This window comes from Ruegeria sp. BG8, assembly GCF_056538325.1.
This window is the reverse complement of record NZ_JBQFSZ010000004.1, coordinates 235,642-256,102: the sequence shown is the minus strand read 5'-3', so window position 1 is coordinate 256,102 and position 20,461 is coordinate 235,642. Positions and strand designations below refer to the sequence as shown.

Annotated in this window: 18 protein-coding genes; 11 read left to right on the top strand and 7 right to left on the bottom strand. The window is 56.9% G+C overall.

Annotated features, from left to right (window positions below; genetic code table 11):
- The first annotated feature begins 3 nt into the window (after positions 1–3).
- The 7 genes from glyS (at position 4) to glmM (ending at position 10,472) form a co-directional block, all read left to right on the top strand.
- Positions 4–2,202, top strand: coding sequence for a glycine--tRNA ligase subunit beta (gene glyS / locus ACR0DG_RS10790; protein ID WP_480697713.1), 2,199 nt, complete (start codon positions 4–6; stop codon positions 2,200–2,202).
- Between the two features lie 64 nt (positions 2,203–2,266).
- Positions 2,267–4,807 carry a putative PEP-binding protein gene (locus tag ACR0DG_RS10785; protein ID WP_480697711.1) on the top strand — a complete coding sequence of 847 codons (2,541 nt, stop codon included), beginning with the start codon at positions 2,267–2,269 and terminating at the stop codon, positions 4,805–4,807.
- A 153-nt stretch (positions 4,808–4,960) separates the two neighbouring features.
- Complete coding sequence (locus tag ACR0DG_RS10780; RefSeq protein WP_480697709.1) at positions 4,961–5,635, top strand: cell wall hydrolase; 675 nt, start codon at positions 4,961–4,963, stop codon at positions 5,633–5,635.
- 72 nt (positions 5,636–5,707) lie between these two features.
- Positions 5,708–7,075, top strand: a complete 1,368-nt coding sequence (locus ACR0DG_RS10775) for a multicopper oxidase family protein (RefSeq protein WP_480697707.1) — start codon at positions 5,708–5,710, stop codon at positions 7,073–7,075.
- A 101-nt stretch (positions 7,076–7,176) separates the two neighbouring features.
- Positions 7,177–8,097, top strand: coding sequence for a dihydroneopterin aldolase (locus ACR0DG_RS10770; RefSeq protein ID WP_480697705.1), 921 nt, complete (start codon positions 7,177–7,179; stop codon positions 8,095–8,097).
- Positions 8,094–9,092 carry a dihydropteroate synthase gene (folP, locus tag ACR0DG_RS10765; RefSeq protein WP_480697704.1) on the top strand — a complete coding sequence of 333 codons (999 nt, stop codon included), beginning with the start codon at positions 8,094–8,096 and terminating at the stop codon, positions 9,090–9,092. The genes ACR0DG_RS10770 and folP overlap by 4 nt, the downstream gene beginning before the upstream one ends.
- 36 nt (positions 9,093–9,128) lie before the next feature.
- Positions 9,129–10,472 (top strand): phosphoglucosamine mutase, encoded by a 1,344-nt coding sequence (glmM, locus tag ACR0DG_RS10760; protein WP_480697702.1) that lies wholly within the window; start codon positions 9,129–9,131, stop codon positions 10,470–10,472.
- On the opposite strand, the gene ACR0DG_RS10755 is transcribed toward glmM, so the two are convergent.
- Both ACR0DG_RS10755 and ilvC read right to left on the bottom strand, forming a co-directional pair.
- Positions 10,469–11,371: a DMT family transporter gene (locus ACR0DG_RS10755; protein WP_480697700.1), complete on the bottom strand. Its 903-nt coding sequence runs from the start codon at positions 11,369–11,371 to the stop codon at positions 10,469–10,471. The two genes, glmM and ACR0DG_RS10755, sit on opposite strands and share 4 nt — an antisense overlap.
- 72 nt (positions 11,372–11,443) lie before the next feature.
- Positions 11,444–12,466, bottom strand: coding sequence for a ketol-acid reductoisomerase (ilvC, locus tag ACR0DG_RS10750; protein ID WP_480697698.1), 1,023 nt, complete (start codon positions 12,464–12,466; stop codon positions 11,444–11,446).
- A 132-nt stretch (positions 12,467–12,598) separates the two neighbouring features.
- Here ilvC and ACR0DG_RS10745 point away from each other — a divergent pair, with 132 nt between their 5' ends.
- Together ACR0DG_RS10745 and ACR0DG_RS10740 are read left to right on the top strand one after the other, a co-directional pair.
- Positions 12,599–13,054, top strand: a complete 456-nt coding sequence (locus tag ACR0DG_RS10745; RefSeq protein WP_480697696.1) for an Lrp/AsnC family transcriptional regulator — start codon at positions 12,599–12,601, stop codon at positions 13,052–13,054.
- Entirely contained in the window at positions 13,051–13,509 is a 459-nt protein-coding gene (locus ACR0DG_RS10740; protein WP_480697694.1) for an Lrp/AsnC family transcriptional regulator, read from the top strand. The genes ACR0DG_RS10745 and ACR0DG_RS10740 overlap by 4 nt, the downstream gene beginning before the upstream one ends.
- 1 nt (position 13,510) lies before the next feature.
- Here the strand turns inward: ACR0DG_RS10740 and ACR0DG_RS10735 are convergent, their stop codons facing one another.
- On the bottom strand, positions 13,511–14,167 hold the full coding sequence (locus tag ACR0DG_RS10735) for a GntR family transcriptional regulator (RefSeq protein WP_480697692.1): 657 nt from the start codon (positions 14,165–14,167) through the stop codon (positions 13,511–13,513).
- A gap of 274 nt (positions 14,168–14,441) precedes the next feature.
- Here ACR0DG_RS10735 and ACR0DG_RS10730 point away from each other — a divergent pair, with 274 nt between their 5' ends.
- Positions 14,442–15,569 (top strand): aminotransferase class V-fold PLP-dependent enzyme, encoded by a 1,128-nt coding sequence (locus ACR0DG_RS10730; RefSeq protein ID WP_480697690.1) that lies wholly within the window; start codon positions 14,442–14,444, stop codon positions 15,567–15,569.
- A gap of 7 nt (positions 15,570–15,576) precedes the next feature.
- Here ACR0DG_RS10730 and ACR0DG_RS10725 read toward each other — a convergent pair whose 3' ends face one another.
- The 3 genes from ACR0DG_RS10725 to ACR0DG_RS10715 all read right to left on the bottom strand — a co-directional run bounded on the left by ACR0DG_RS10725 (position 15,577) and on the right by ACR0DG_RS10715 (position 17,830).
- On the bottom strand, positions 15,577–16,773 hold the full coding sequence (locus tag ACR0DG_RS10725; RefSeq protein WP_480697688.1) for a UbiH/UbiF family hydroxylase: 1,197 nt from the start codon (positions 16,771–16,773) through the stop codon (positions 15,577–15,579).
- Between the two features lie 76 nt (positions 16,774–16,849).
- Positions 16,850–17,098: a hypothetical protein gene (locus tag ACR0DG_RS10720; protein WP_480697686.1), complete on the bottom strand. Its 249-nt coding sequence runs from the start codon at positions 17,096–17,098 to the stop codon at positions 16,850–16,852.
- Positions 17,099–17,185: 87 nt separating this feature from the next.
- On the bottom strand, positions 17,186–17,830 hold the full coding sequence (locus ACR0DG_RS10715; RefSeq protein ID WP_480697684.1) for a pyrimidine 5'-nucleotidase: 645 nt from the start codon (positions 17,828–17,830) through the stop codon (positions 17,186–17,188).
- Positions 17,831–17,930: 100 nt separating this feature from the next.
- Between ACR0DG_RS10715 and ACR0DG_RS10710 the strand changes: the two genes are divergently transcribed.
- Positions 17,931–18,578, top strand: a complete 648-nt coding sequence (locus tag ACR0DG_RS10710; protein ID WP_480697682.1) for a GntR family transcriptional regulator — start codon at positions 17,931–17,933, stop codon at positions 18,576–18,578.
- Between the two features lie 3 nt (positions 18,579–18,581).
- On the opposite strand, the gene ACR0DG_RS10705 is transcribed toward ACR0DG_RS10710, so the two are convergent.
- Positions 18,582–20,447, bottom strand: coding sequence for a glycosyltransferase (locus tag ACR0DG_RS10705; protein ID WP_480697680.1), 1,866 nt, complete (start codon positions 20,445–20,447; stop codon positions 18,582–18,584).
- Positions 20,448–20,461: the final 14 nt, after the last annotated feature.

Genomic DNA, 20,461 nt, shown 5'->3' with positions numbered 1-20,461 from the left:
ACCATGCCCGACCTGCTGATCGAACTGTTTTCCGAGGAAATCCCCGCGCGCATGCAGACCCGCGCCGGTGAGGATCTGAAAAAGCGGATCACCGACGGTCTGGTTGAGGCTGGTTTGACCTATGCAGGTGCTGCTGCAATGACCACTCCGCGGCGGCTGACACTGGCGGTCGAAGGGGTGCTGGCCGAAAGCCCGACTATTCGCGAAGAACGCAAGGGGCCCAAGGTGGGCGCACCTGACAAGGCGATCGAAGGTTTTCTGCGCGGCGCAGGGCTGACGCGGGATCAGTTGGAAGAGCGTGAAACGCCCAAGGGCGCGGTATATTTCGCGACAATCGAAAAAGCGGGCCGCCCCGCTGCAGAGATTGTGGCCGAAGTTCTTGAGGCGACCATCCGGAATTTCCCGTGGCCCAAGTCAATGCGCTGGGGCAGTGGTCCGCTGCGTTGGGTGCGCCCACTGCATTCCATCCTGTGCATCCTCAGCGATGGAGCAGGCGCCGAGATTGTGCCGCTTGAAATTGACGGAATCAAATCTGGCGATACAACTGATGGGCACCGGTTCATGGCACCCGGTCGGTTCAACGTAACATCTTTTGACGACTACGCGGCCAAACTAAAGCGCGCTTTTGTGGTGTTGAACCCTGCTGATCGGGCAGAGCATATCTGGAACGACGCTCAGAACATGGCTTTTGCCGCCGGTCTTGAAGTAGTTGAAGACAAAGGCTTGCTGGCCGAAGTTGCCGGGTTGGTCGAGTGGCCCGTTGTTTTGATGGGCAAGATCGACGATGAATTCTTGGATTTGCCACCCGAGGTTTTGCAGACTTCGATGAAAGAGCATCAGAAGTTCTTCTCGGTCAAAAACCCCAAGTCCGGACGGATCGAGCAATTCATCACCGTCGCCAACCGTGAGACTTCAGATAACGGGCGGACGATTCTGGCGGGGAACCAAAAGGTTCTGTCGGCGCGTCTGGCCGATGCCAAGTTCTTTTGGGAGAATGACCTGCGTATCGTCAAATCCGACGGGTTTGAACCGTGGGTCGAGAAACTGGACTCTGTGACCTTCCACGCGAAACTGGGTTCGCAAGGGGACCGTGTGAACCGCATCGCAGCTTTGGCGCATGAACTGGCGAGTTCAACCAATGCCAATCCGGCTCTTGCGATGATGGCTGCGCAGGGATGCAAGGCGGATTTGTCCTCGGAAATGGTGTTCGAATTCCCGGAATTGCAAGGGCTTATGGGGCGTTATTACGCTGAAGCTGCAGAACTCCCAGCTGAGGTCGGGCTTGCCAGCGAAGAGCACTACTCGCCCTTGGGGCCGTCAGATGATGTACCGACCGCCCCGGTATCAGTGGCTGTCGCGTTGGCCGATAAGCTGGATACTTTGACGGGGTTCTGGGCAATTGATGAAAAGCCGACCGGATCGAAAGATCCGTTTGCCTTGCGTCGGGCAGCACTTGGTGTGATCCGGTTGGTGCTTACCAATGACTTGCGGCTGTCGCTTAGTGATACATTTGAAACAGCGCTGCGAACCCTGTTGAAACTGCCAGAATGGCAGGCGGCCTTGCTGGAAGCGAAGGCCAGACAAGCCAATGCCGAAGATGCGGACGCGGCAGCACAGGAAGTGCATGGTCTTGCCCATCAGGTCGAAGCCGCCGATGCCATTGTAAAATCTGCGCCTACAGACCTGTTGTCGTTCTTCCATGACCGCCTAAAGGTCTTCCTGCGCGACGAAGGCATCCGGCACGACATCATCGACGCATGTATTGCCATGGACGGCAGCGATGACTTGAACCTGCTGGTCAAGCGCGCCCGTGCGTTGAACGCGGTGATCGCGACGGAAGATGGTGAAAACCTTGTTCAGGGGTTCAAACGGGCCAACAATATCCTGACTCAGGCCGAGGAAAAGGACGGGGTCGAATACTCCTACGGCGCAGATGTGAAATTTGCCGAGACTGATAGCGAAAAGGCCCTTTTCGCGGCCCTGGATCAAGCACAGGCGGAAATCGAGCCTGCGCTGAACGCAGAAGACTTCCCCGCTGCCATGAGCACTATGGCAGGGTTGCGCGGCCCGGTGGACGCCTTCTTTGACGAGGTTCAGGTCAACACGGACAATGATATCCTGCGCCGCAACCGTTTGAACCTGCTTAGCCAAATCCGGCAAGTGTGTTCGCGTGTAGCAGATCTCAGCAAGATCGAGGGCTGACCCAGATCGGCCTTGCGTCAATGATGCAGGGGCTTATGCTGCGGTCAAACCAAAAGGTGCCGCAGTGCAGAATAACCCGCATACCACGCTGATCACGCCCAAAGCGCCCGTTACGCCGCATACGCATGGCGGACGGGCGAAATGTCTGCAACGTCTTGTCCGTCTGGACATGCCGGTTCCACGGACAGTGGCGCTGTCATTTGATGCAGTGCAAAACATCGCCAAAGGGCAGGTGCCCGACATAAGCGCAATCCTGGACCAATTCAGTCAGACGGCGCTTCTTTGCGTCCGCCCCAGCTCGGAAGATCCAGATTGGGGTGGTCCCGGTGCGATCCTGAATATCGGGATGAACGACGCACGCTATGTGGACTTATCTGATTCCATGGGAGGAGAGGCCGCGGCTGCGCTGTATCTGCGGTTTGTGCAAAGCTACGCAGTACATGTGGCCCGTTTGGACGCTGACGTTTTCGACGATATCGACGCCGATGGCCGCGAAGGTCTAAAGCAGTCCCTGCGCGCCTATGAAGACGAAACCGACGAGAGCTTTCCGCAAGAGCGTGGCGAGCAGCTCATCGCCGTTTTGCGGTCGATGGCGCGGGCTTGGGACGGCACATCTGCACGCCTGTTGCGGCAAGCCAAGGGTGCCCCTGCAGATGCGGGCTTGGGGTTGGTTATTCAGGAAATGATCCCAGGCGTGGGGCAGGGGGAATGTGGCTCGGGTGTTTTGCAGTTGGTCGATCCGACTACAGGAATGCCTCAGCTAACAGGGCGGTATCTTAGCCAGAGTCAGGGTAGGGACGCTTTGGGCGAGGGCGTGGCGGCGCTGTATCTGGAAAAGGATCCGCGCGGCTTGTCGCTGGAAGAGGTCGCGCCCGAGGCCTTCGCCGATCTCAAGGCTCATGCTGCTTTGATGCGTGAAAAACTGCGCGAGGAAATGCAGGTCGAGTTCGTGATTGAAAACGGCCGAGTGCATATTCTGGATGGCGTGCGTGTCCAGCGCAGCGCGCGGGCGTCTATGCGGATTGCCGTGCGGTTGGCCGAAGACGGTATCATTCCGGCGCAAGAAGCCGTGATGCGCGTGGATCCCCATTCGTTGAACGAATTGCTCCACCGTCAGGTTCATCCAGAGGCGCGTCGCGATGTTCTGACCACAGGCATTGCCGCAAGTCCTGGCGCTGCGACCGGTAAGCTTGTTTTCACCTCAGCAGAAGCACAAGCAAGTGCTGCACGGGGTGAGCCTTGTATTCTGGTTCGTCGCGAAACTGCCCCTGAAGACGTGCGTGGGATGCACGCAGCTGTCGCCGTATTGACGGAAAAGGGTGGTATGACCAGCCATGCGGCGGTGATTGGCCGCGGTCTTGGTCTTCCGTGTATCGTTGGCGCGTCCGAGATGCGCTTCCAGACCAAGAAAAAGATGCTGACGGCACCAGACGGCAGGGTTTTCACGACCGGCGATACATTGACGATCGACGGCAGTTCCGGGCAGGTTCTGGCCGGTCAGCCGGCAATGCTGGAAGCCGCGTTAGACGATTGTTTCCAAACGCTTATGGGCTGGGCTGACGCTGAGCGGGATATCGCGATCCGTGCAAACGCTGACACCCCCGCGGACGCACAGACCGCCCGGAACTTTATGGCGCAGGGGATCGGTCTTTGCCGGACCGAACACATGTTCTTTGATCCCGGTCGTTTGATCGTTATGCGCGAGATGATCTTTGCGCAGACGTCGTCCGGTCGGGCTGCGGTGTTGGAACGACTGCTGCCCATGCAGCGCGAAGACTTTGTGCAGCTTTTCCGTATCATGGAAGGCCAACCCGTCTGCATCAGGTTGTTTGACCCGCCTTTGCACGAATTCCTGCCCACGACACGTGGAGGGCAACGTGAACTGGCCGAAGCACTGGACCTGCCGGTTTCCGATGTAGAACGTCGTGTGGACGCGATGAGCGAATACAATCCGATGTTGGGCTTACGAGGCGTTCGGCTGGGTGTCACGGTTCCGGAAATCTATGACATGCAAGCTCGCGCAATCTTTGAGGCAACTTTAGAGGCCAGCAAAAACGGCGCGCCCGTTGTGCCCGAGGTGATGATCCCACTGGTCTCGGCCAAGCGGGAAGTGGAGTTGGTGAAGTCGCGGATAGATTCGGTTGCGGCTTCGGTTGCGGCCGAGCAAGGGCAGGAATTTGAATATCGGCTGGGCGTGATGGTGGAAACGCCGCGCGCGTGTTTGCGTGCGGATGAAATCGCGCCGCAGACGGCATTCCTGAGCTTTGGTACCAACGACCTGACGCAGATGACATATGGTTTGTCGCGTGACGACGCGGGGCGGTTCATGTCGGCTTATGTGCGTCAGGGTGTTTTTGCCGAAGACCCGTTTCATGTGCTCGATGCAGACGGCGTCGGAGAGCTGCTCAAGCTTGGATCAGAACGTGGAAGAGGCGCGCAACCGGACGTGACTTTGTCAGTCTGCGGCGAACATGGCGGGAACCCCGAATCAATCGCCCTTTGTCGGGATTTGGGATTCGACTACGTCTCGTGTTCACCGTTCCGGGTACCCGTCGCTCGGCTGGCTGCCGCTCAACTGGCGATTTCGTCCAGACTTGGGGGTTGACACGCGTGTTGCACGCTAGAAATTGTAGGAAAAAATAAGCCTCGCTGTTGGAATTATTTTGCACAACGGCGATTTTCCACTTGCTTTTTGCCCAAAACTGGACGTTTCCGATTCAATTCGTTAAGAGCCTCGTCGCGCCCGCCGGGGGAGGGTATGGCGCGTAACGTGCCTGTGCGAGGTTATCTGATGCTACGATACATACTGGCTGTTGCCGCAATGGCAGCAACCACGCTGCCGAGTGTTTCCGTCGCTGAGAGGGAAGCAACCGATACTGCCAAGCGTGAACTAGTGGCCCGGACTGAATTGCCCGGTCAAAACTTCCGTGACTACCTAAGTCTGTTCAAGCCGCGTAAGGCGGTTGAACCACGAAAAATGTCCTACTCTAAGGACTGGTTGGACAAGCAACCGAAAGCGTCGGGGGACGAACACTTTAAGTGCCTGGCCGAAGCGTTGTACTTCGAAGCGCGTGGGGAAAGCGTACGAGGTCAATTTGCTGTGGCCGAAGTCATCTTGAACCGCGTTGATAGCGGCCGGTTCCCAGACACTCTCTGTGGGGTCATCAAGCAAGGGACCGGCAAAAAATACCAGTGCCAGTTCACCTACACCTGCGATGGCCGCAAGGAAGTGATCCGTGAGAAAAAAGCCTATGAGCGGGTGTCCAAAGTGGCGCGCGCGGCGATTGACGGCAATATTCCGGATCTGACCGAAGGAGCGACGCACTACCATACGACCGCAGTGCGCCCGTCCTGGTCACGTGTCTATAAGGAAACCGCCCGTATCGGAGTGCACATCTTCTATCGGCACAACTATCGTACGGCGAGCAACTAACTGACGCACCTGCGCTGGAACCTTATGGCGCGGGGCGTTTTATGACCTATGTTGCGAGCCAGGAGGCTCGCAATGATTTTTTCCCGCAGACAGTTCCTGCAAACCGGTGCAGCTTTGATGTTGGCGCCCAACGTGGCGCGTGCATCTTTTCCCACGTTGGTTGCCCAACAAACCAAACAGCAGATTGCGCCTGATACATTTCCTGAAACATCCGTTTGGACTTATGGCGGAACAGTTCCGGGGACCGAGATTCGAATACCGCAGGGTGATCGGGTACAACGCCGTTTGGTGAACAATCTGCCTCAGCCTACGACGATACATTGGCACGGCATCCGGATCGCCAACGCGATGGACGGGGTGCCGGGGTTGACGCAGGACCTGGTCGAGGCCGACGGTAATTTCGACTACGATTTCGTTGTGCCTGATGCGGGAACGTATTGGTACCACGCGCATAACCGCTCGATGGAGCAGGTGGCACGTGGTTTATACGGACCACTGATTGTTGAAGAAGCTGTTGCAGTCGACGTAGATCGCGATCTGACACTCATGCTGGACGATTGGCGACTTGAGCCCGAGACAGCGCAGATCTCGGAAGATTTTGATAACGGTCACGATCTGAGCCATGCCGGAAGGTTGGGTAATATCGTGTCCGTCAATGGGCAATTCGATCCCTTATACAAGGTCGGGCCCGGGGAACGCCTGCGGCTGCGCTTAGTCAACGCTGCGAACGCGCGCATATTCGAGCTGGGGTTGGACGGCTTGACGGGATGGCTGGTCGCGCTGGACGGAATGCCCTTGGATGTGCCGCTTGAGGTCACCGACAGCTTTCCGCTGGGCCCGGCGCAGCGCGCGGATTTGATCGTTGATGTGTCGGGTACTACCGACACTGCCAGCCTCGTGAGTTTTGAACGCGATGGCGGCTTTGGGATGGTTCGATTTGATGTCTCGGGCGCTGCAGCGACCGCGCGATCCGGGATTGTGCCTCTGCCGCCCAATCCTGTTCCAGAGGTTGTTCTGGACGATGCGCCTTTGCACCGGATGACCATGCAAGGCGGGGCAATGCAATGGCTATCCTCTGCCAAGTTGGGCGAGACTGAGTTGTCCGGTCAGGAATTAGCACAGTTGGGACGTTTCTGGGCTTTGAACGGATATGCTGAACGTCCAAAGGATCCCTTTCTGGATGTGTCGCTGGGAACAACCCATCGGATCGAGTTTGTGAACCAAACGGCGTTTCCGCATGCGATGCATTTGCACGGCCACCACTTCCGTCTGATTTTGTCAGACGGAACACTGGGACCATGGCGTGACACAGTGTTGGTCGGACGCGGGCAGACCCGGCAGGTCGCTCTTGTGGCGGATAACCCGGGCGACTGGTTGCTGCATTGTCATATGTTGGGACATGCCGCGTCGGGTATGATGAGTTGGTTTCGCGTCACCTGACGACGCATTCTACGGGTAGAAAGGCGTTTGTTGCAGTGCTATACGCGCGCGCATCGTTTAATTTGGGCTGATCAGTCCAAAAGCCCGAGAAGGTCCAACTTATGAGTTCTGAAATCCGCCTCGCATTTGCGCACCCTTCGGAGCGTTCCGAAGCGACAGCCGATCGGGGGCCATTGGACCGAATTTCACTGCGCGATCACATCGTTGATGTTGAAATAGGGGCGTTTCAGGCTGAACGTGGCACAACGCAACGTATTTGCTTCAATATCGTTGTTGAGGTTCGCCCTCTAACAGATCCGATTGACGACGATGTGGATCGCATTCTGTCCTATGATCGCGTAACCGAGGCAATCGCCTTTGAACTCGCCGCCGAACGACTAAACTTGCTCGAAACTTTGGCTGACCGCGTGGCGGAGCGAATTCTACTTGAGCCTCAGGCGGTAAGGGCCTTTGTCAGAATAGAAAAGTTGGACCGCGGTCCAGGTGCTTTGGGGGTCGAGATTGTTCGTGGCAAGGATGCCATCCAACACGAGGTCGTTGAAGAAGAGCGCCCGCATCCCCGTTTGGTTTTCCTTTCGAATGAGGCGATTGCTTCAGAAAATCTGACGGGTTGGATTGACCAGCTTGAGAACCGCCAACGTCCGCTTATCCTCTGTGTCGGAGCGGCGGATATCGCGGTGTCCCAGACAGGTCATGCGATGACGCAGCGCCGGATCGACCTGCTGGCAATTGAACAAAATGCGTGGGTTTTGGCTGCCCGTGATCATCGTTGCGTTGTTGTATCCACTCGAACAGAGTTAGATTGGGCTATGAAAAATGGTCAGATTTGCGTCTGGGCCCCGTCCAAGATCGTACTGGATGCGGTCGATGGTCCTTCGGCCGCGCCTTCTGACGCCGTTGCTCTGGCCGCGTGGTTTGCCGCCACTTTTGAGGCAAGCGAAATGATGGTGATCGGCGGTGCGTTACCTCAGGATCCTAAAACGCCGCTGCGTGCTGTTTCCGTGGATCAGGCGAAACTGTGAAACAGTACTACCGTCCGCTTGTTCAAAATGGATCAGCGCGCCCGCTAGGGGCTATGCCGCTGGCGGGTCAGAACTTGTGGTTTACGCATGTTGAGCAGTTGAGCAGGGACACAACCTCGCAGGTAATTGCCGCTGCCGAAGTCCCGAATGACGTACTGGATCGTCTGACGCGTCCACGTATGGCGTTGGTTGGTCTTGATATGAATCGCCCCCATATCATGGGCATCCTAAACGCAACGCCCGATAGTTTTTCTGATGGTGGTGTACACAACTCAGTTCAATCGGCGCAGTCTGCCGCCATCCAAATGGTGCAAGACGACGCCACCATCCTTGATATCGGCGGTGAGTCGACACGACCCGGTGCGTCTTTCGTCCCTGCGCACGAGGAAATTGAGCGAACGGAGCCGCTGATCCGCGCGATCCGTAAAAAGACCGATGCGCTGATTTCAATTGATACGCGAAAATCTGAGGTTGCAAAAGCGGCGTGGGAAGCAGGGGCCGGGCTGATCAATGACGTCTCGGGGTTTACCTTTGATCCGCAGTTGGCCCCATTTTGCGCGCAGATGGGTGCTGCCGTGTGCGTGATGCATATGCTGGGCGATCCGTCTACGATGCAGAAAAACCCAATTTATGACAACGTCTTGCTGGACGTTTTTGATTTTTTGGATGAACAGGTCGCGCATCTGGAGAAGCTTGGGTTAAACCGAAACCAGATCGTGGTGGACCCGGGCATCGGGTTCGGCAAAACGTCAGATCACAACCTGACCCTGCTGCAAAACCTTAGCCTGTTTCACGGCATTGGGTGCCCAATTTTGTTAGGTGTATCCCGCAAGGGTTTCATCGGTCAGATCGGCAAAGAGACGCGCAAGGACGCCCGCGCGCCGGGTTCAATTGCAGTCGGTCTGGCTGGTCTGGCACAAGGTGTACAGATCTTGCGGGTGCATGACGTGGCCGAGACTGCACAAGCCTTGCGTCTATGGGCTGCCGTCCGGTAATCCGGTCGCAAGCACTAAAGTACGGAGAGAGAAAAGATGCGCAAGCTGTTCGGAACCGATGGCGTAAGAGGAACTGCCAACACCCATCCGATCACCGCCGAGATGGCTTTGCGTATTGGTGCCGCAGTAGGGCGATATTTCCGGCGTGACCAGTCTGGCGCTCACCGGGTGGTTATTGGCAAGGATACGCGCCTGTCCGGGTATATGTTGGAAAATGCTCTGACGGCTGGATTAACCTCCACAGGAATGAATGTCCTTTTGCTGGGCCCTGTGCCGACCCCGGCTGTAGGTTTGATGACACGGTCCATGCGGGCTGATCTTGGAGTAATGATCTCAGCAAGTCATAACCCGGCTGAGGATAACGGAATAAAGTTCTTTGGGCCGGATGGCTTCAAGCTGTCGGATCAGGCAGAAGCCGAAATTGAGCGCTTGATTGATGAAGGCGTCAAGCCAGCCCAGGCGCAGAATATTGGCCGTGCGCGTCGTGTGGATGATGCTCGTTTTCGCTATGGCGAACGTGTAAAATCGTCATTGTCTCGTGATTTGCGCCTGGACGGTCTAAAGGTTGTGGTCGATTGCGCAAATGGTGCTGCACACCGCACTGCGCCCGAAGTTCTGTGGGAGTTGGGTGCCGAAGTGATTCCGGTTGGCGTCACGCCGAACGGTAAGAACATCAACCTCAACTGCGGGTCGACCAAGCCCCAGCTGGCGGCCGAAACGGTCGTGGCACATGGCGCTGACGTAGGGATTTGTCTGGACGGTGACGCAGACCGTGTGGTGATGGTCGACGAAAATGGACAGATCGCCGATGGGGATCAGTTGATGGCGTTGTTGGCCGGTTGCTGGGCCAAGGCCGACCGTCTGCGGGGCGGGGCTCTGGTCGCCACAGTGATGTCCAACCTTGGGCTTGAACGTCACTTGAACTCTTTAGGGTTACGACTGGAACGTACGGCAGTTGGGGATCGCTATGTCGTAGAACGCATGCGAGAAGGGGACTTCAATCTGGGCGGCGAGCAATCGGGCCACATCGTCATGAGCGATTTCGCCACCACCGGGGACGGCCTTATGGCAGGTCTGCATTTTCTGGCTGAGATGGTGCATTCGGGACGCAAAGCGTCCGAGTTGGCGGTGCAATTCGAAACGGTCCCGCAAATGCTCAAGAACGTGCGATACGGGGCGGGACAAACCCCGCTAGAAGCCGCGAACGTCCAAGCCGCGATTGCGGATGCCGAGGCGCGGTTGAACGGGCAGGGGCGGCTGCTGATCCGTAAATCGGGAACAGAACCGCTGATCCGCGTCATGGCAGAATGCGAGGACGACGCGCTACTGGCTCAGGTCGTCGACGGTATCGTCGCCGAGGTCGAGGCTGTCGCGGGTTAATTCCCGATCAGCAGCCGCCGTAAGCTGAACCATTGGCTGATAGCCAAACCGGTCAGGATCATCGCCAGAGCGATATAAAACCGCAATGGCAGCGCTTCGGACAAGATCCAAGCGCCGAAGACCATCGACCAAATTGGAACCTGATAGTTCACCAGCGTCAGGAACACCGAGCCCGCGCTGCGGATGATCGAAACGCGTAAGAGCGTGGCAAAGGCCGTAGGGATCAGCCCTAGTCCGATAATCGCAAGGCTGGGCCGCGTACCTTCCCAACGCGGTATGCCTTCGGTCACCCACATGATGGGAAGCAAGATGACTGAGCCGACCAGCAAGGTCAGCGCTGCCAGCACCACCGGGTCGATCGGAGGGCAGCGGCGGGTGAAGATCGAAGCGCAGGAATAGCACAAGGCCGCACCGATGCACGCCAGTTGAGCAATCGGCTCGGCGCCTTGGCCAAGCTGTGCCAGACCGGGGCCGATCAAGATCAAAGCGCCTGCAAAACCCAGCGAAACGCCAAAAAATTTGCGCGCGTTGAGGGGTTCATCGGAAAAGAAATGCGCCAGCGGCAAGACCATGAGTGGAATCGCTGCCATCGACAGCCCGGCAAAAGCTGACGGAACATATTGCTGTCCCCAGCTCAGCAATACGAATGGCAAGGCGGTGGACAACACACCGATTATACCGATCGACCACCATAGGCCTCGCGAGTAGCTGGGAAGAGGGCGCTTTGTCACCGCCATCAAGGCCATCAACATGACGGCACCCAAAGTGGTGCGTGCCGTCGCAACTGTGACTGGGCCATACCCTTCAAGGGCCATTGCGACGACCATAAAGGTTCCGCCCCAGATCAGGCCCAATGCGACAACGCCGCTCCAGTCTCGGGATGTTGGGTGGTCGACCATATGTAACCTTGGTTTGGCTAGGACGAAAAAGGGCGACCCAATAGGCCGCCCTCTCGCAAAATCAGGTTTGGATCAGTTCTTTTCCTGATCAACCAGTTTGCCGGCAGAGATCCACGGCATCATGCCGCGCAGTTTCTTACCAACTTCTTCGATCTGGTGTTCGTCGTTCAGGCGGCGTGTACCCTTGAAGAAAGGCTGGCCGACTTGGTTTTCCTGCATGAAGTCACGCACGAATTTACCGGTCTGAATGTCGGTCAGGATCGCCTTCATCTCTTTCTTGGTCTGCTCATAAGGCAGAACGCGCGGGCCCGAGACATACTCGCCATACTCGGCGGTGTTCGAGATCGAGTAGTTCATGTTCGCGATGCCGCCTTCGTAGATCAGGTCAACGATCAGCTTCACTTCGTGCAGACACTCGAAATAAGCCATTTCGGGCGCGTAACCGGCCTCGACCAGGGTTTCAAAGCCCATGCGGATCAGTTCTACCAGGCCACCGCACAAAACGGCCTGCTCGCCGAACAGGTCAGTTTCGCATTCTTCGCGGAAGTTGGTTTCGATGATGCCCGAACGGCCGCCACCGATGGCCGAGCAATAGGACAGGCCGATTTCCAGCGCTTTTCCGGTTGCGTCGGTGTGTACGGCCACAAGGCAAGGTACGCCGCCGCCTTTGACATATTCGCCGCGTACGGTGTGGCCAGGGCCTTTGGGGGCCATCATGATGACGTCAACGCCTTCTTTGGGCTCGATCAGGCCAAAGTGGACGTTCAGGCCGTGGGCGAATGCGATGGCCGCGCCCGGCTTGATGTTGTCATGCACGTATTTCTTGTAGGTTTCGGCCTGCAGTTCGTCGGGCATGGTGAACATGATGACGTCGCACCAGGCTGCGGCTTCTGCGATACCCATGACCTTCAGACCTTCGGCTTCTGCTTTCTTTGCAGAGCCCGAGCCCTCACGCAGGGCAACGACAAGGTTCTTGGCACCCGAGTCGCGCAGGTTCAGTGCGTGGGCGTGACCTTGCGAGCCATAGCCCAGGATCGCCACTTTTTTGTCTTTGATCAGGTTAATGTCGCAATCGCGATCGTAATAGACGCGCATGTCGCTGGTCCTTTCAGTTTCGATTGAAGGAGGTTCTAAAGTCAGTCATCCGAGATTACGACAGCGCAGAGCTTGAAATATTCCGGTTTTGATGAGAAGTAATTCGCAAAATTCAAAAACTGTGAAAAAATCATGCTTGATGAAATAGACCGGCGAATCCTGCGCCACTTTCAGGCCGATCCCAGCCTATCGACAGCCGAGCTGGCAGAGCGCAGCCGTATCTCCTCCAGCCTGTGCTGGCGCCGGATCGAGAAAATGCAAGAAGCGGGCGTCATCGAAGGGCAAGAGGCCGTGATCGACTGGTTCGCGTTGGGCTATGCGGTCGAGGTGTCCTTGCGTATCACTCTGGATAAGACACAACCACGCGCCTTTGACGAATTCACCGCCGCAGCCAGACAGGTGCCGGAAGTCATAGAAATCCAGACTTTTCTGGGTCGTGTGGATGTGCGGCTTTCGGTGTTGGCGCGGGACATGCCGCACTACCAGCAGCTATACCGGGACCAGATCCTGACTTTACCGCATATCGCGGACATCGAAGCCTTGATGCACATTGCGCGGGTCAAAAGCGACGTGGTGCTTCCGGTATGATTGAATTGGACGAAATAGATCGCCGCATCCTGCGATCCTTAGTACAGGATGCCGCGCAAAGCGCCGGTGCTTTGGGGCGCAAATTGGGGTTGTCTCAACCAGCGACTTGGCGCCGCATTCGCCGCTTGGAAGAGGCCGGTGTGATCAAGGGGCGCCGATTGCGATTGAACGCCGAAGCTTTAGGTTTTGGGGTGACCGTTTTTCTGGGCGTTAAGCTGGCACGGAAGGGGCAGATCAGCCTTTCAGATTTTGAACGCGCCGTTAGCGCCATTCCCGAAGTTCAGACGGTAGAACACGTCCTTGGACTATACGACTACCGATTGCGCGTCGTTGCCCGCGATATTGCGGATTTTGAGCGCGTGCTCAGACGGCGCATCATGACCTTGCCCGGGGCAGGCGATGTCGAGGCCAACGTGCTGCTCAGCGAAGAGAGGCTACCGGGGCCGATGGGCTAAGTCAGTACTTTGTTCTGATGCAGTAACCCGGATGGTGCGTCATGCGCGCGAATGTCATCGGTTTGCCGTCCCGCCACGTCGTCCGCTCGAGTTGGATCATCGATGCACCTGCCGTTGTGCCCATGAACTCGGCCAGGCGGCCATCTGCGGAAATTGCGCAGAACGCGACCTCGGCTTCGGTGAAGGGGGCTGCTTTCAGCAACCACTCGTGCGGGCCGTGCGTTTCCAGGTCCGCGAATTCGACATCGGGCACGACTTCGATGTTGATCCAACGCTCTTCAAGTTGAAAGGGGCGGTTGTCTGCGTAGTGCATGCAAACCACATGCAAGACACGCGAATTGGGCGACACGCCCAATTGTGACGCCAACCAACCCGGGCTTTCGACAATGTTCCGTTCAACCAGTGAATAGCGGTAAGTAGAGTTTTGGTTTTCCACTGTTTGCCGCGTCAGTGAAAACTCAAGCTTGGCGTGTTTGCTGGGCTCTTTCTTGACCCTCGTCCCGCTTTTGCGCTTGCGTTCAACAAAGCCCTGATCGGCAAGTTCCCGCAACGCGCGGTTCACCGTCGCGCGGGCGCAATTGAATTCTTCAGCAAGCTGGGTTTCCGTCGGCAACAAAGCGCCCTGAGGCCAGATACGGGTTTCAATCCGCCGTTTCACCTCGTCCCGTACATTTTGAAAACTAATCCGCTTATGGGCCGTCACGTTGGAAAATACCTTTCTGCTGTAAAGTGAATGCATCTGGTCAGAAACACGTAGAAGTGTAAAGGGCGGGTGATACTAATTGGCGTCATTTATTGCGAGGTTAGCTCGAAAAAAAGTGTTTTCGGAGAGGCGTTATTGGGTTCCCTCGGGTCAATCTCGAAGGTTAGAGTGCGGCGTGCCAGAACGGGTCAGTTGCCCCGGTCGGCGGCTGTAACTGAAAGGATTAATCATGGCAGCGCTTTTGGACACCATTGACCCGAATGGTCTGGAAGAGTTTTCGGTCGTCTTCACGGATCGGTCCCTGAACCACATGTCGGCCCAGTTCCAGACTGTGATGCGCGATATTTCTGGCATGCTGAAAGAGGTGTATAACGCGGATGGTGTCGCAGTTATTCCGGGTGGCGGCACCTATGGCATGGAAGCCGTGGCGCGGCAGTTCGCCCGCGACGCCAATGTGCTTGTCGTTCGAAATGGATGGTTTTCCTATCGGTGGAGCCAGATCATCGAGTCCGGTAGCCTGACCAAGTCAGCAACCGTTTTCAAAGCGCGGCAGACAGGAAATTCCAGCCCGTCCCCCTTTGCGCCCGCACCGATCGAGGAAGTGGTCGCAGCTATTCTGGACCAAAAGCCAGACGTTGTGTTCGCCCCGCATGTCGAGACATCGGCGGGCGTTGTCTTGCCGGACGCTTATGTCACTGCTTTGGCGCAGGCGGCGCATGAGGTTGGCGCGCTGATGGTGTTGGATTGCATCGCATCGGGCTGCGCGTGGGTCGACATGAAGGCAACCGGCGTGGATGTCCTGATCTCTGCCCCGCAAAAGGGGTGGAGTGCGTCACCCTGCGCCGGCTTGGTAATGCTGTCCGAACAGGCCGAGGCGCGTTTGGAAGAAACAACGTCAGACAGCTTTGCCGTTGATCTCAAGAAATGGCGTCAGATCATGCAGGCCTATGAAAACGGTGGCCATGCCTATCATGCGACGATGCCGACGGATGCGCTGAAGGCGTTTCGCGACACGATGCAAGAGACGCGGGAATACGGTTTTGAGAAACTGCGGGACGCCCAGTGGGCCTTGGGGAATGGCGTGCGTGCCATGCTCAAAGACAAGGGTGTCGTTTCAGTTGCGGCAGATGGCTTTGGCGCACCCGGCGTCGTTGTCAGCTATACGGCGGATCCCGAAATTCAGAACGGCAAGAAATTTGCTGCCTTGGGGATGCAGATCGCTGCAGGCGTTCCGTTGCAATGCGATGAACCCGCAGATTTCAGAACCTTCCGGCTTGGCTTGTTTGGATTGGACAAGCTGTACGACGTCGACGGCACAATTGCGCGATTGAAGCGTGTGTTGGACCAGGTCCTGTAATCTTGCCCTAACGGACGCCAAGACCCATTTGCATAAGGGTCTTGCGCACAGGCGGAAGGGAGTACAGGGCGTTTAGTCCCATCGCCCGAGCGTCCCGCAATGGCCGCGCCTCAATCATCGAGGCGCGGTTCAGCAAATCAATGCCTTTGACCCGCATCTCAATCTCGGCATGGCGCGACTTGTGGTAAGCCTCAAGCATCTGTGCGTCCCCCAAACCATCGGGCCGCGCCTGGGTCAGTTCCAGAAGGCTGCGTAGATCACCCAGTGACATGTTAAGACCTTGTGCGCCAATAGGGGGCACAACATGGGCAGCTTCGGCCATCAAGGCGACACGTTCACCCGACAAGCGTTCAGCAGACTGGCTGATGATCGGCCAGATCGTCCGTCTTGAGGCCAGCGTTAGAGGTCCAAGCAACCCACAGGACCGTTCCGTCATCAAGGCTTCGAACGCTTGTTTTTCGGTGTTCAATAGCTCGACTGCCCGAGGGCCGCGCTCCATCCATACGATGGCTGACGACGGTTGGTCTTGCCAGTCGGGCAGGGGAACCAAAGTGAAAGGGCCACCCGAGCGGTGGATTTCCGTTGATACGTTTTCGTGTGGGGTTGGGTGTGTAACCGCAAATGCCAAGGCCTTTTGGCCGTAACGCGTGGTCCGCACCTGAATGCCCGCGGCCTCTCTCATGACAGAGTTGCGCCCGTCCGCCGCAACAACCAGCTTGCACCGAATACGACACCCATCGCTCAACCCGACGCGGGCTTCGGCTGTGCGGGTAAAAAGGCTTACCGTGCCAGTGCCCGGGCGAAAATCGACATTAGGCAGTTCTGCCAAACGGGCTACCATCTCACGCCGCAGCAACCAGTTCGGTAAATTCCATCCAAAAGGCTGGTCCGAGATATCTGTCGCGTTGAAATCACGTACGACGCGGGGTTCCGGAAACTTACCGCCTGCGTCCACGATGCGCATAATCTGTAGCGGAGCGGCATGGGCATCAAGCCTGTCCCACAGCCCGCATTGTTCCAGTAGTCCGCGTGCAGGTTGCAGGAACGCGGTGGTTCGCAGATCAGACCCGTCGACGTCGCGTTCCGTAATCGGCGGGGCAGGGTCTACGCAAATTACCTGAAACCCAGCAGCACCAAAGGCCGCTGCGGCGGTCAATCCGGCGATGCCGCCGCCGGAAATCAGGATGTCGCAGCTGTCTGTCATGACCGTGGCCTCCGTAACTTGGGCAGAACCTAGATCGGTTCATGGTCAGGTGCCAAGCGACATCCTGTCCCGTATCCTAGCCGCGAGAGATCAGGATGAGGATCAGAAACATAACCGGCACCATCATAAGCGCTGGAATATATAGGCCGGGCAATCCAAACAGCAGGATCGAACAACCCCACATGCTGAAAATCGCAATCGCGGTATAGCCCCAGTCTTCTCCCTCGCTGTTGGCGGCATCACGCGCCATCCAACCAAACAGGGGGATAGCAAACAAAAGGCGCTGCCAGATTGGCAGGCGCCGAAGACCTTCGGTCGCGCTCATGGGATTCTCCGATTCTGTTCGTCGCTGCAGCGCATATAAGGATGCCAATACAGCCGCAGAATGTGCAGATCGTCGCAGTGTGACAGCCTACCGCAGGAGGCTTAGAAAAGCGGTCAGATCATCGGTATGGTGGTGAATATGGTCGGCCTCATGCGGCTCGGGCGCGACATGAACTGTACGCATTCCCAACGCATGCGGGGCGGCCAGATTGCGGGGGTCATCCTCGAACATCGCGGCTTTGGCAGCATCGATTCCATCTTGCGCAAAGATCGCCTCAAACGCGGCCTTTTGTGGCTTGGGTCGGTAGTCGGCGTGTTCGATTCCGTAAATTGCGTCAAACAAACCGCTGAGGCCGCGTGCGGCCAAAACACGCTCAGCATACGGCGCGCTGCCATTGGTGTAGACGATACGACGCCCCGGCAGCGAGCGGATGTGATCTGCCAGGTCGGCATCGGGGTCCATGTGGCTCATGTCGACCTGATGCACGGCGTGCAGATAGGGATCTGGGTCCAAATCGTGCTCGGCCATCAGGCCGGCCAGCGTGGTGCCGTATTCCCGCCAATAGTGGGAACGCAGCCGATCCGCCTCGGCTCGGTCAACGCCGATCGCGTCTACCACGTAATCCGTCATCAGCACCTCGATCTGATCGAATAGGCGCATGTGAGGTGGGTAAAGGGTGTTGTCCAGATCGAACACCCATTGCGTGACGTGAGAAAAGGCAGGTTTGACCATGGTTTGGGTTTAGGCCGCCACAACCCGGTTTTCAATGCCGCACTTGATTGCAGGGGGCGGGGACGGATAGACAGGTTCGAACGAGGAGACAAACCACCCGATGCCGCATTCCAAACAATCCAACAAGGACGCCTACAGTCTGATCCTAGAAGCCATTGATGTCGGCGTATATAAGCCCGGCGACCGGTTGGTCGAAAGCGAATTGGCCGAACGGTTCGGAGTGTCGCGCACCCCCATCCGCGAAGCGTTGCAACGCTTGGAAACGCAGTCTCTGCTCGAACGGGACGGGCGCTCACTGATTGTCGCTTCGCTGGATCACAACCAGATGGCCGAGCTTTACGTGGTCCGACGCGAGTTGGAAGGCTTGGCAGCCAGCCTGGCTGCCAAACACGCAACGGAAGAGGAGATCAGGATTCTGCAGGAAATGGTTGCTGCTGATGATGCCCTGGTGGATGATCCAACGGCCTTGTCACGGGCAAACCGCAGGTTTCATGAACAAATCCACCTTGCCTCGCATAACCGGTATCTGGTGCAGCAGCTTGACCTGGTGCACAGAACCATGGCGCTGATGGCCACAACGTCTCTGGCCGCACAGGGACGGGGTGAAATCGCTCAAAACGAGCATAAGGCCATTGTCGACGCCATTGCCGAACGGGACGAAGAGGCCGCGGCGCGCGCATTGAAAGAGCACATCTCAGTCGCGTTCATGACACGCTTGAAACAGGATGCGGTGCGTCGCGAAAACTAGCGGTTAAGGCAGCGGGATGTCTTCCCCCGCCTGTCCATGCTGGGTTTTGTCCCAGTAGAATGGATTGCGGACCAGTTCCCAAAGCGCCTTATACGCAGCCAGCACGCCAAGCGGATAGTAGAGCGGCATTGTCAGCACCCATGGAATGAGGAACCGCCTTTCGGGTGCGGCAACGGCAATCAGACCTACGGCCAAATTCGTAACCTCGGCCAAGATGAACAGACCAATCAGCCCGAACATCGCCTGCATCGGCAGTATTGCATTGAATGGATTTGCAAGGCCGAGTGTCGTCTGCCAGAACAACCAAAGTACCGGGGCGAGCAGAAATTGCCCGATCGTTCCGACGAAGAACGCCTGAAAACCAAGAAATTTGACGATCCCCAATTCCGCAATCAATTGGCGCGGTGCGCGCATATGGACCAGATAGGTAACCATGAAGCCTTTTAGCCAGCGTGAGCGTTGTTTGATCCACGGCCAGGCACGAAAGTTTGCTTCCTCATAAGTCGTCGTATCTACCATTTCGGTGCGATATCCCGACCTGCTAAGCCGAACGCCAAGATCGGCGTCTTCGGTGACATTGTGGGCGTCCCAGCCCCCCAATTCGACCAGCTTGTCCCGCCGGAAAAAGAATGTCGTACCGCCTAAGGGAACGACCAGTCCTAACCGAGCTATGCCCTGCAGAACGACGCGAAACCAGCTGTTGTACTCAATGGTAAAACACCGCGACCGCCAATTGGTTTGAGGGTTGTAATAATCCAGCACGCCCTGCAGGCACACCACGTCCTTATCCGCACGTGCAAAGTGTTCTACGACACGCTCAATCTGGTCGGGTTGCGGTGCGTCCTCTGCATCCCAGACACCCAAGATGTCCCCGCGGCAGAAATCCAAAGCGTAGTTCATAGCGCGTGGCTTAGTGGTCAGCCCATTTCGTTCAGGCGCTTCAACAATTCTGATCCAACTGGGCAGGGTAATATTCGCCAAAGCGCTGCGGGTGACGTCGTCTGATTGCTCGAGCACGAGAATTACATCCAGCAGAGCCTTGGGATACGTCAGCCTTTGAAGCCTGCGTATAAGCTCGTTGGCGATTTCGCGTTCTTTATAAAGTGGAACCAGAATGGAAACGCGCGGCATTTTTGGGGGTGGGTTTTCAAACTGCTGAGAAATTTTAGGCTTTGCCAAGCAAGCCCACAGGCCCGCAAGCCTAAGCGCAAGAAACAGGACCAGCGATAAAACAGCGGCGGCCAGAAGGGCGGCCAATCCCGGGCTGGGCCAGACAGCTACTAAAGCGATGATGCCAATCAGTGCGAGCATTGGACCGGTACGGGTCCGCGTAGTCCAGGAACGGCAACTTTGATTGGCAGCCACTCGGGTTTCGGCGGCCTCGGCCAATTGTTTGGAAAAAGCGTGCTCGATATGGCGGTCGATCTGTTCACTTGATGCCAGAACAGGGACGACCGTGTAGTCGAATTGATCCAAGTCTCGCCGGACTGCCTCGAAAAGGTCTGGGCGGGCCGTCGCAACCAACAGAATTGGTCCGACTCGCGACCAAGGGATAACGTTGTGCCACAACCAGTAATCTACGCTCATCAATTGGCACAAAGTGCTATCCGGCGCGTGCATCGAAAGGTCCACAACCTGCAAACCGGATTGCGCTGACAGTCCATGCAGGACGTCTTGCCGATCCAGCCAGCCTTCACCGACCAGAATTTCCCCTAGCGGTGCTTGTTGATGCTTTTGCAGTTCTAAGGCTTTTCCCAGTTGATCATCACTGATCAGACCGCTGTCAACGAGGCAGGTGCCCAAAGGTTTTCTGACCCGCCTTGGTATTGGCTTCGCTTGGGCGAATTGCTGCAGGTTCAGTTCAACCATAAAAAAACCCTGAC

Bases quoted from the DNA above. Each gene is read 5' to 3' on its own strand.
- ACR0DG_RS10755 (WP_480697700.1), bottom strand. From the start codon at position 11,371: ATGGTCGACCACCCAACATCCCGAGACTGGAGCGGCGTTGTCGCATTG.
- ilvC (WP_480697698.1), bottom strand. From the start codon at position 12,466: ATGCGCGTCTATTACGATCGCGATTGCGACATTAACCTGATCAAAGAC.
- ACR0DG_RS10770 (WP_480697705.1), top strand. From the start codon at position 7,177: ATGAGTTCTGAAATCCGCCTCGCATTTGCGCACCCTTCGGAGCGTTCC.
- ACR0DG_RS10730 (WP_480697690.1), top strand. From the start codon at position 14,442: ATGGCAGCGCTTTTGGACACCATTGACCCGAATGGTCTGGAAGAGTTT.
- ACR0DG_RS10715 (WP_480697684.1), bottom strand. From the start codon at position 17,830: ATGGTCAAACCTGCCTTTTCTCACGTCACGCAATGGGTGTTCGATCTG.
- ACR0DG_RS10705 (WP_480697680.1), bottom strand. From the start codon at position 20,447: ATGGTTGAACTGAACCTGCAGCAATTCGCCCAAGCGAAGCCAATACCA.
- ACR0DG_RS10720 (WP_480697686.1), bottom strand. From the start codon at position 17,098: ATGAGCGCGACCGAAGGTCTTCGGCGCCTGCCAATCTGGCAGCGCCTT.
- ACR0DG_RS10780 (WP_480697709.1), top strand. From the start codon at position 4,961: ATGGCGCGTAACGTGCCTGTGCGAGGTTATCTGATGCTACGATACATA.
- ACR0DG_RS10710 (WP_480697682.1), top strand. From the start codon at position 17,931: ATGCCGCATTCCAAACAATCCAACAAGGACGCCTACAGTCTGATCCTA.
- ACR0DG_RS10725 (WP_480697688.1), bottom strand. From the start codon at position 16,773: ATGACAGACAGCTGCGACATCCTGATTTCCGGCGGCGGCATCGCCGGA.
- glmM (WP_480697702.1), top strand. From the start codon at position 9,129: ATGCGCAAGCTGTTCGGAACCGATGGCGTAAGAGGAACTGCCAACACC.
- glyS (WP_480697713.1), top strand. From the start codon at position 4: ATGCCCGACCTGCTGATCGAACTGTTTTCCGAGGAAATCCCCGCGCGC.
- ACR0DG_RS10745 (WP_480697696.1), top strand. From the start codon at position 12,599: ATGCTTGATGAAATAGACCGGCGAATCCTGCGCCACTTTCAGGCCGAT.
- ACR0DG_RS10740 (WP_480697694.1), top strand. From the start codon at position 13,051: ATGATTGAATTGGACGAAATAGATCGCCGCATCCTGCGATCCTTAGTA.
- ACR0DG_RS10775 (WP_480697707.1), top strand. From the start codon at position 5,708: ATGATTTTTTCCCGCAGACAGTTCCTGCAAACCGGTGCAGCTTTGATG.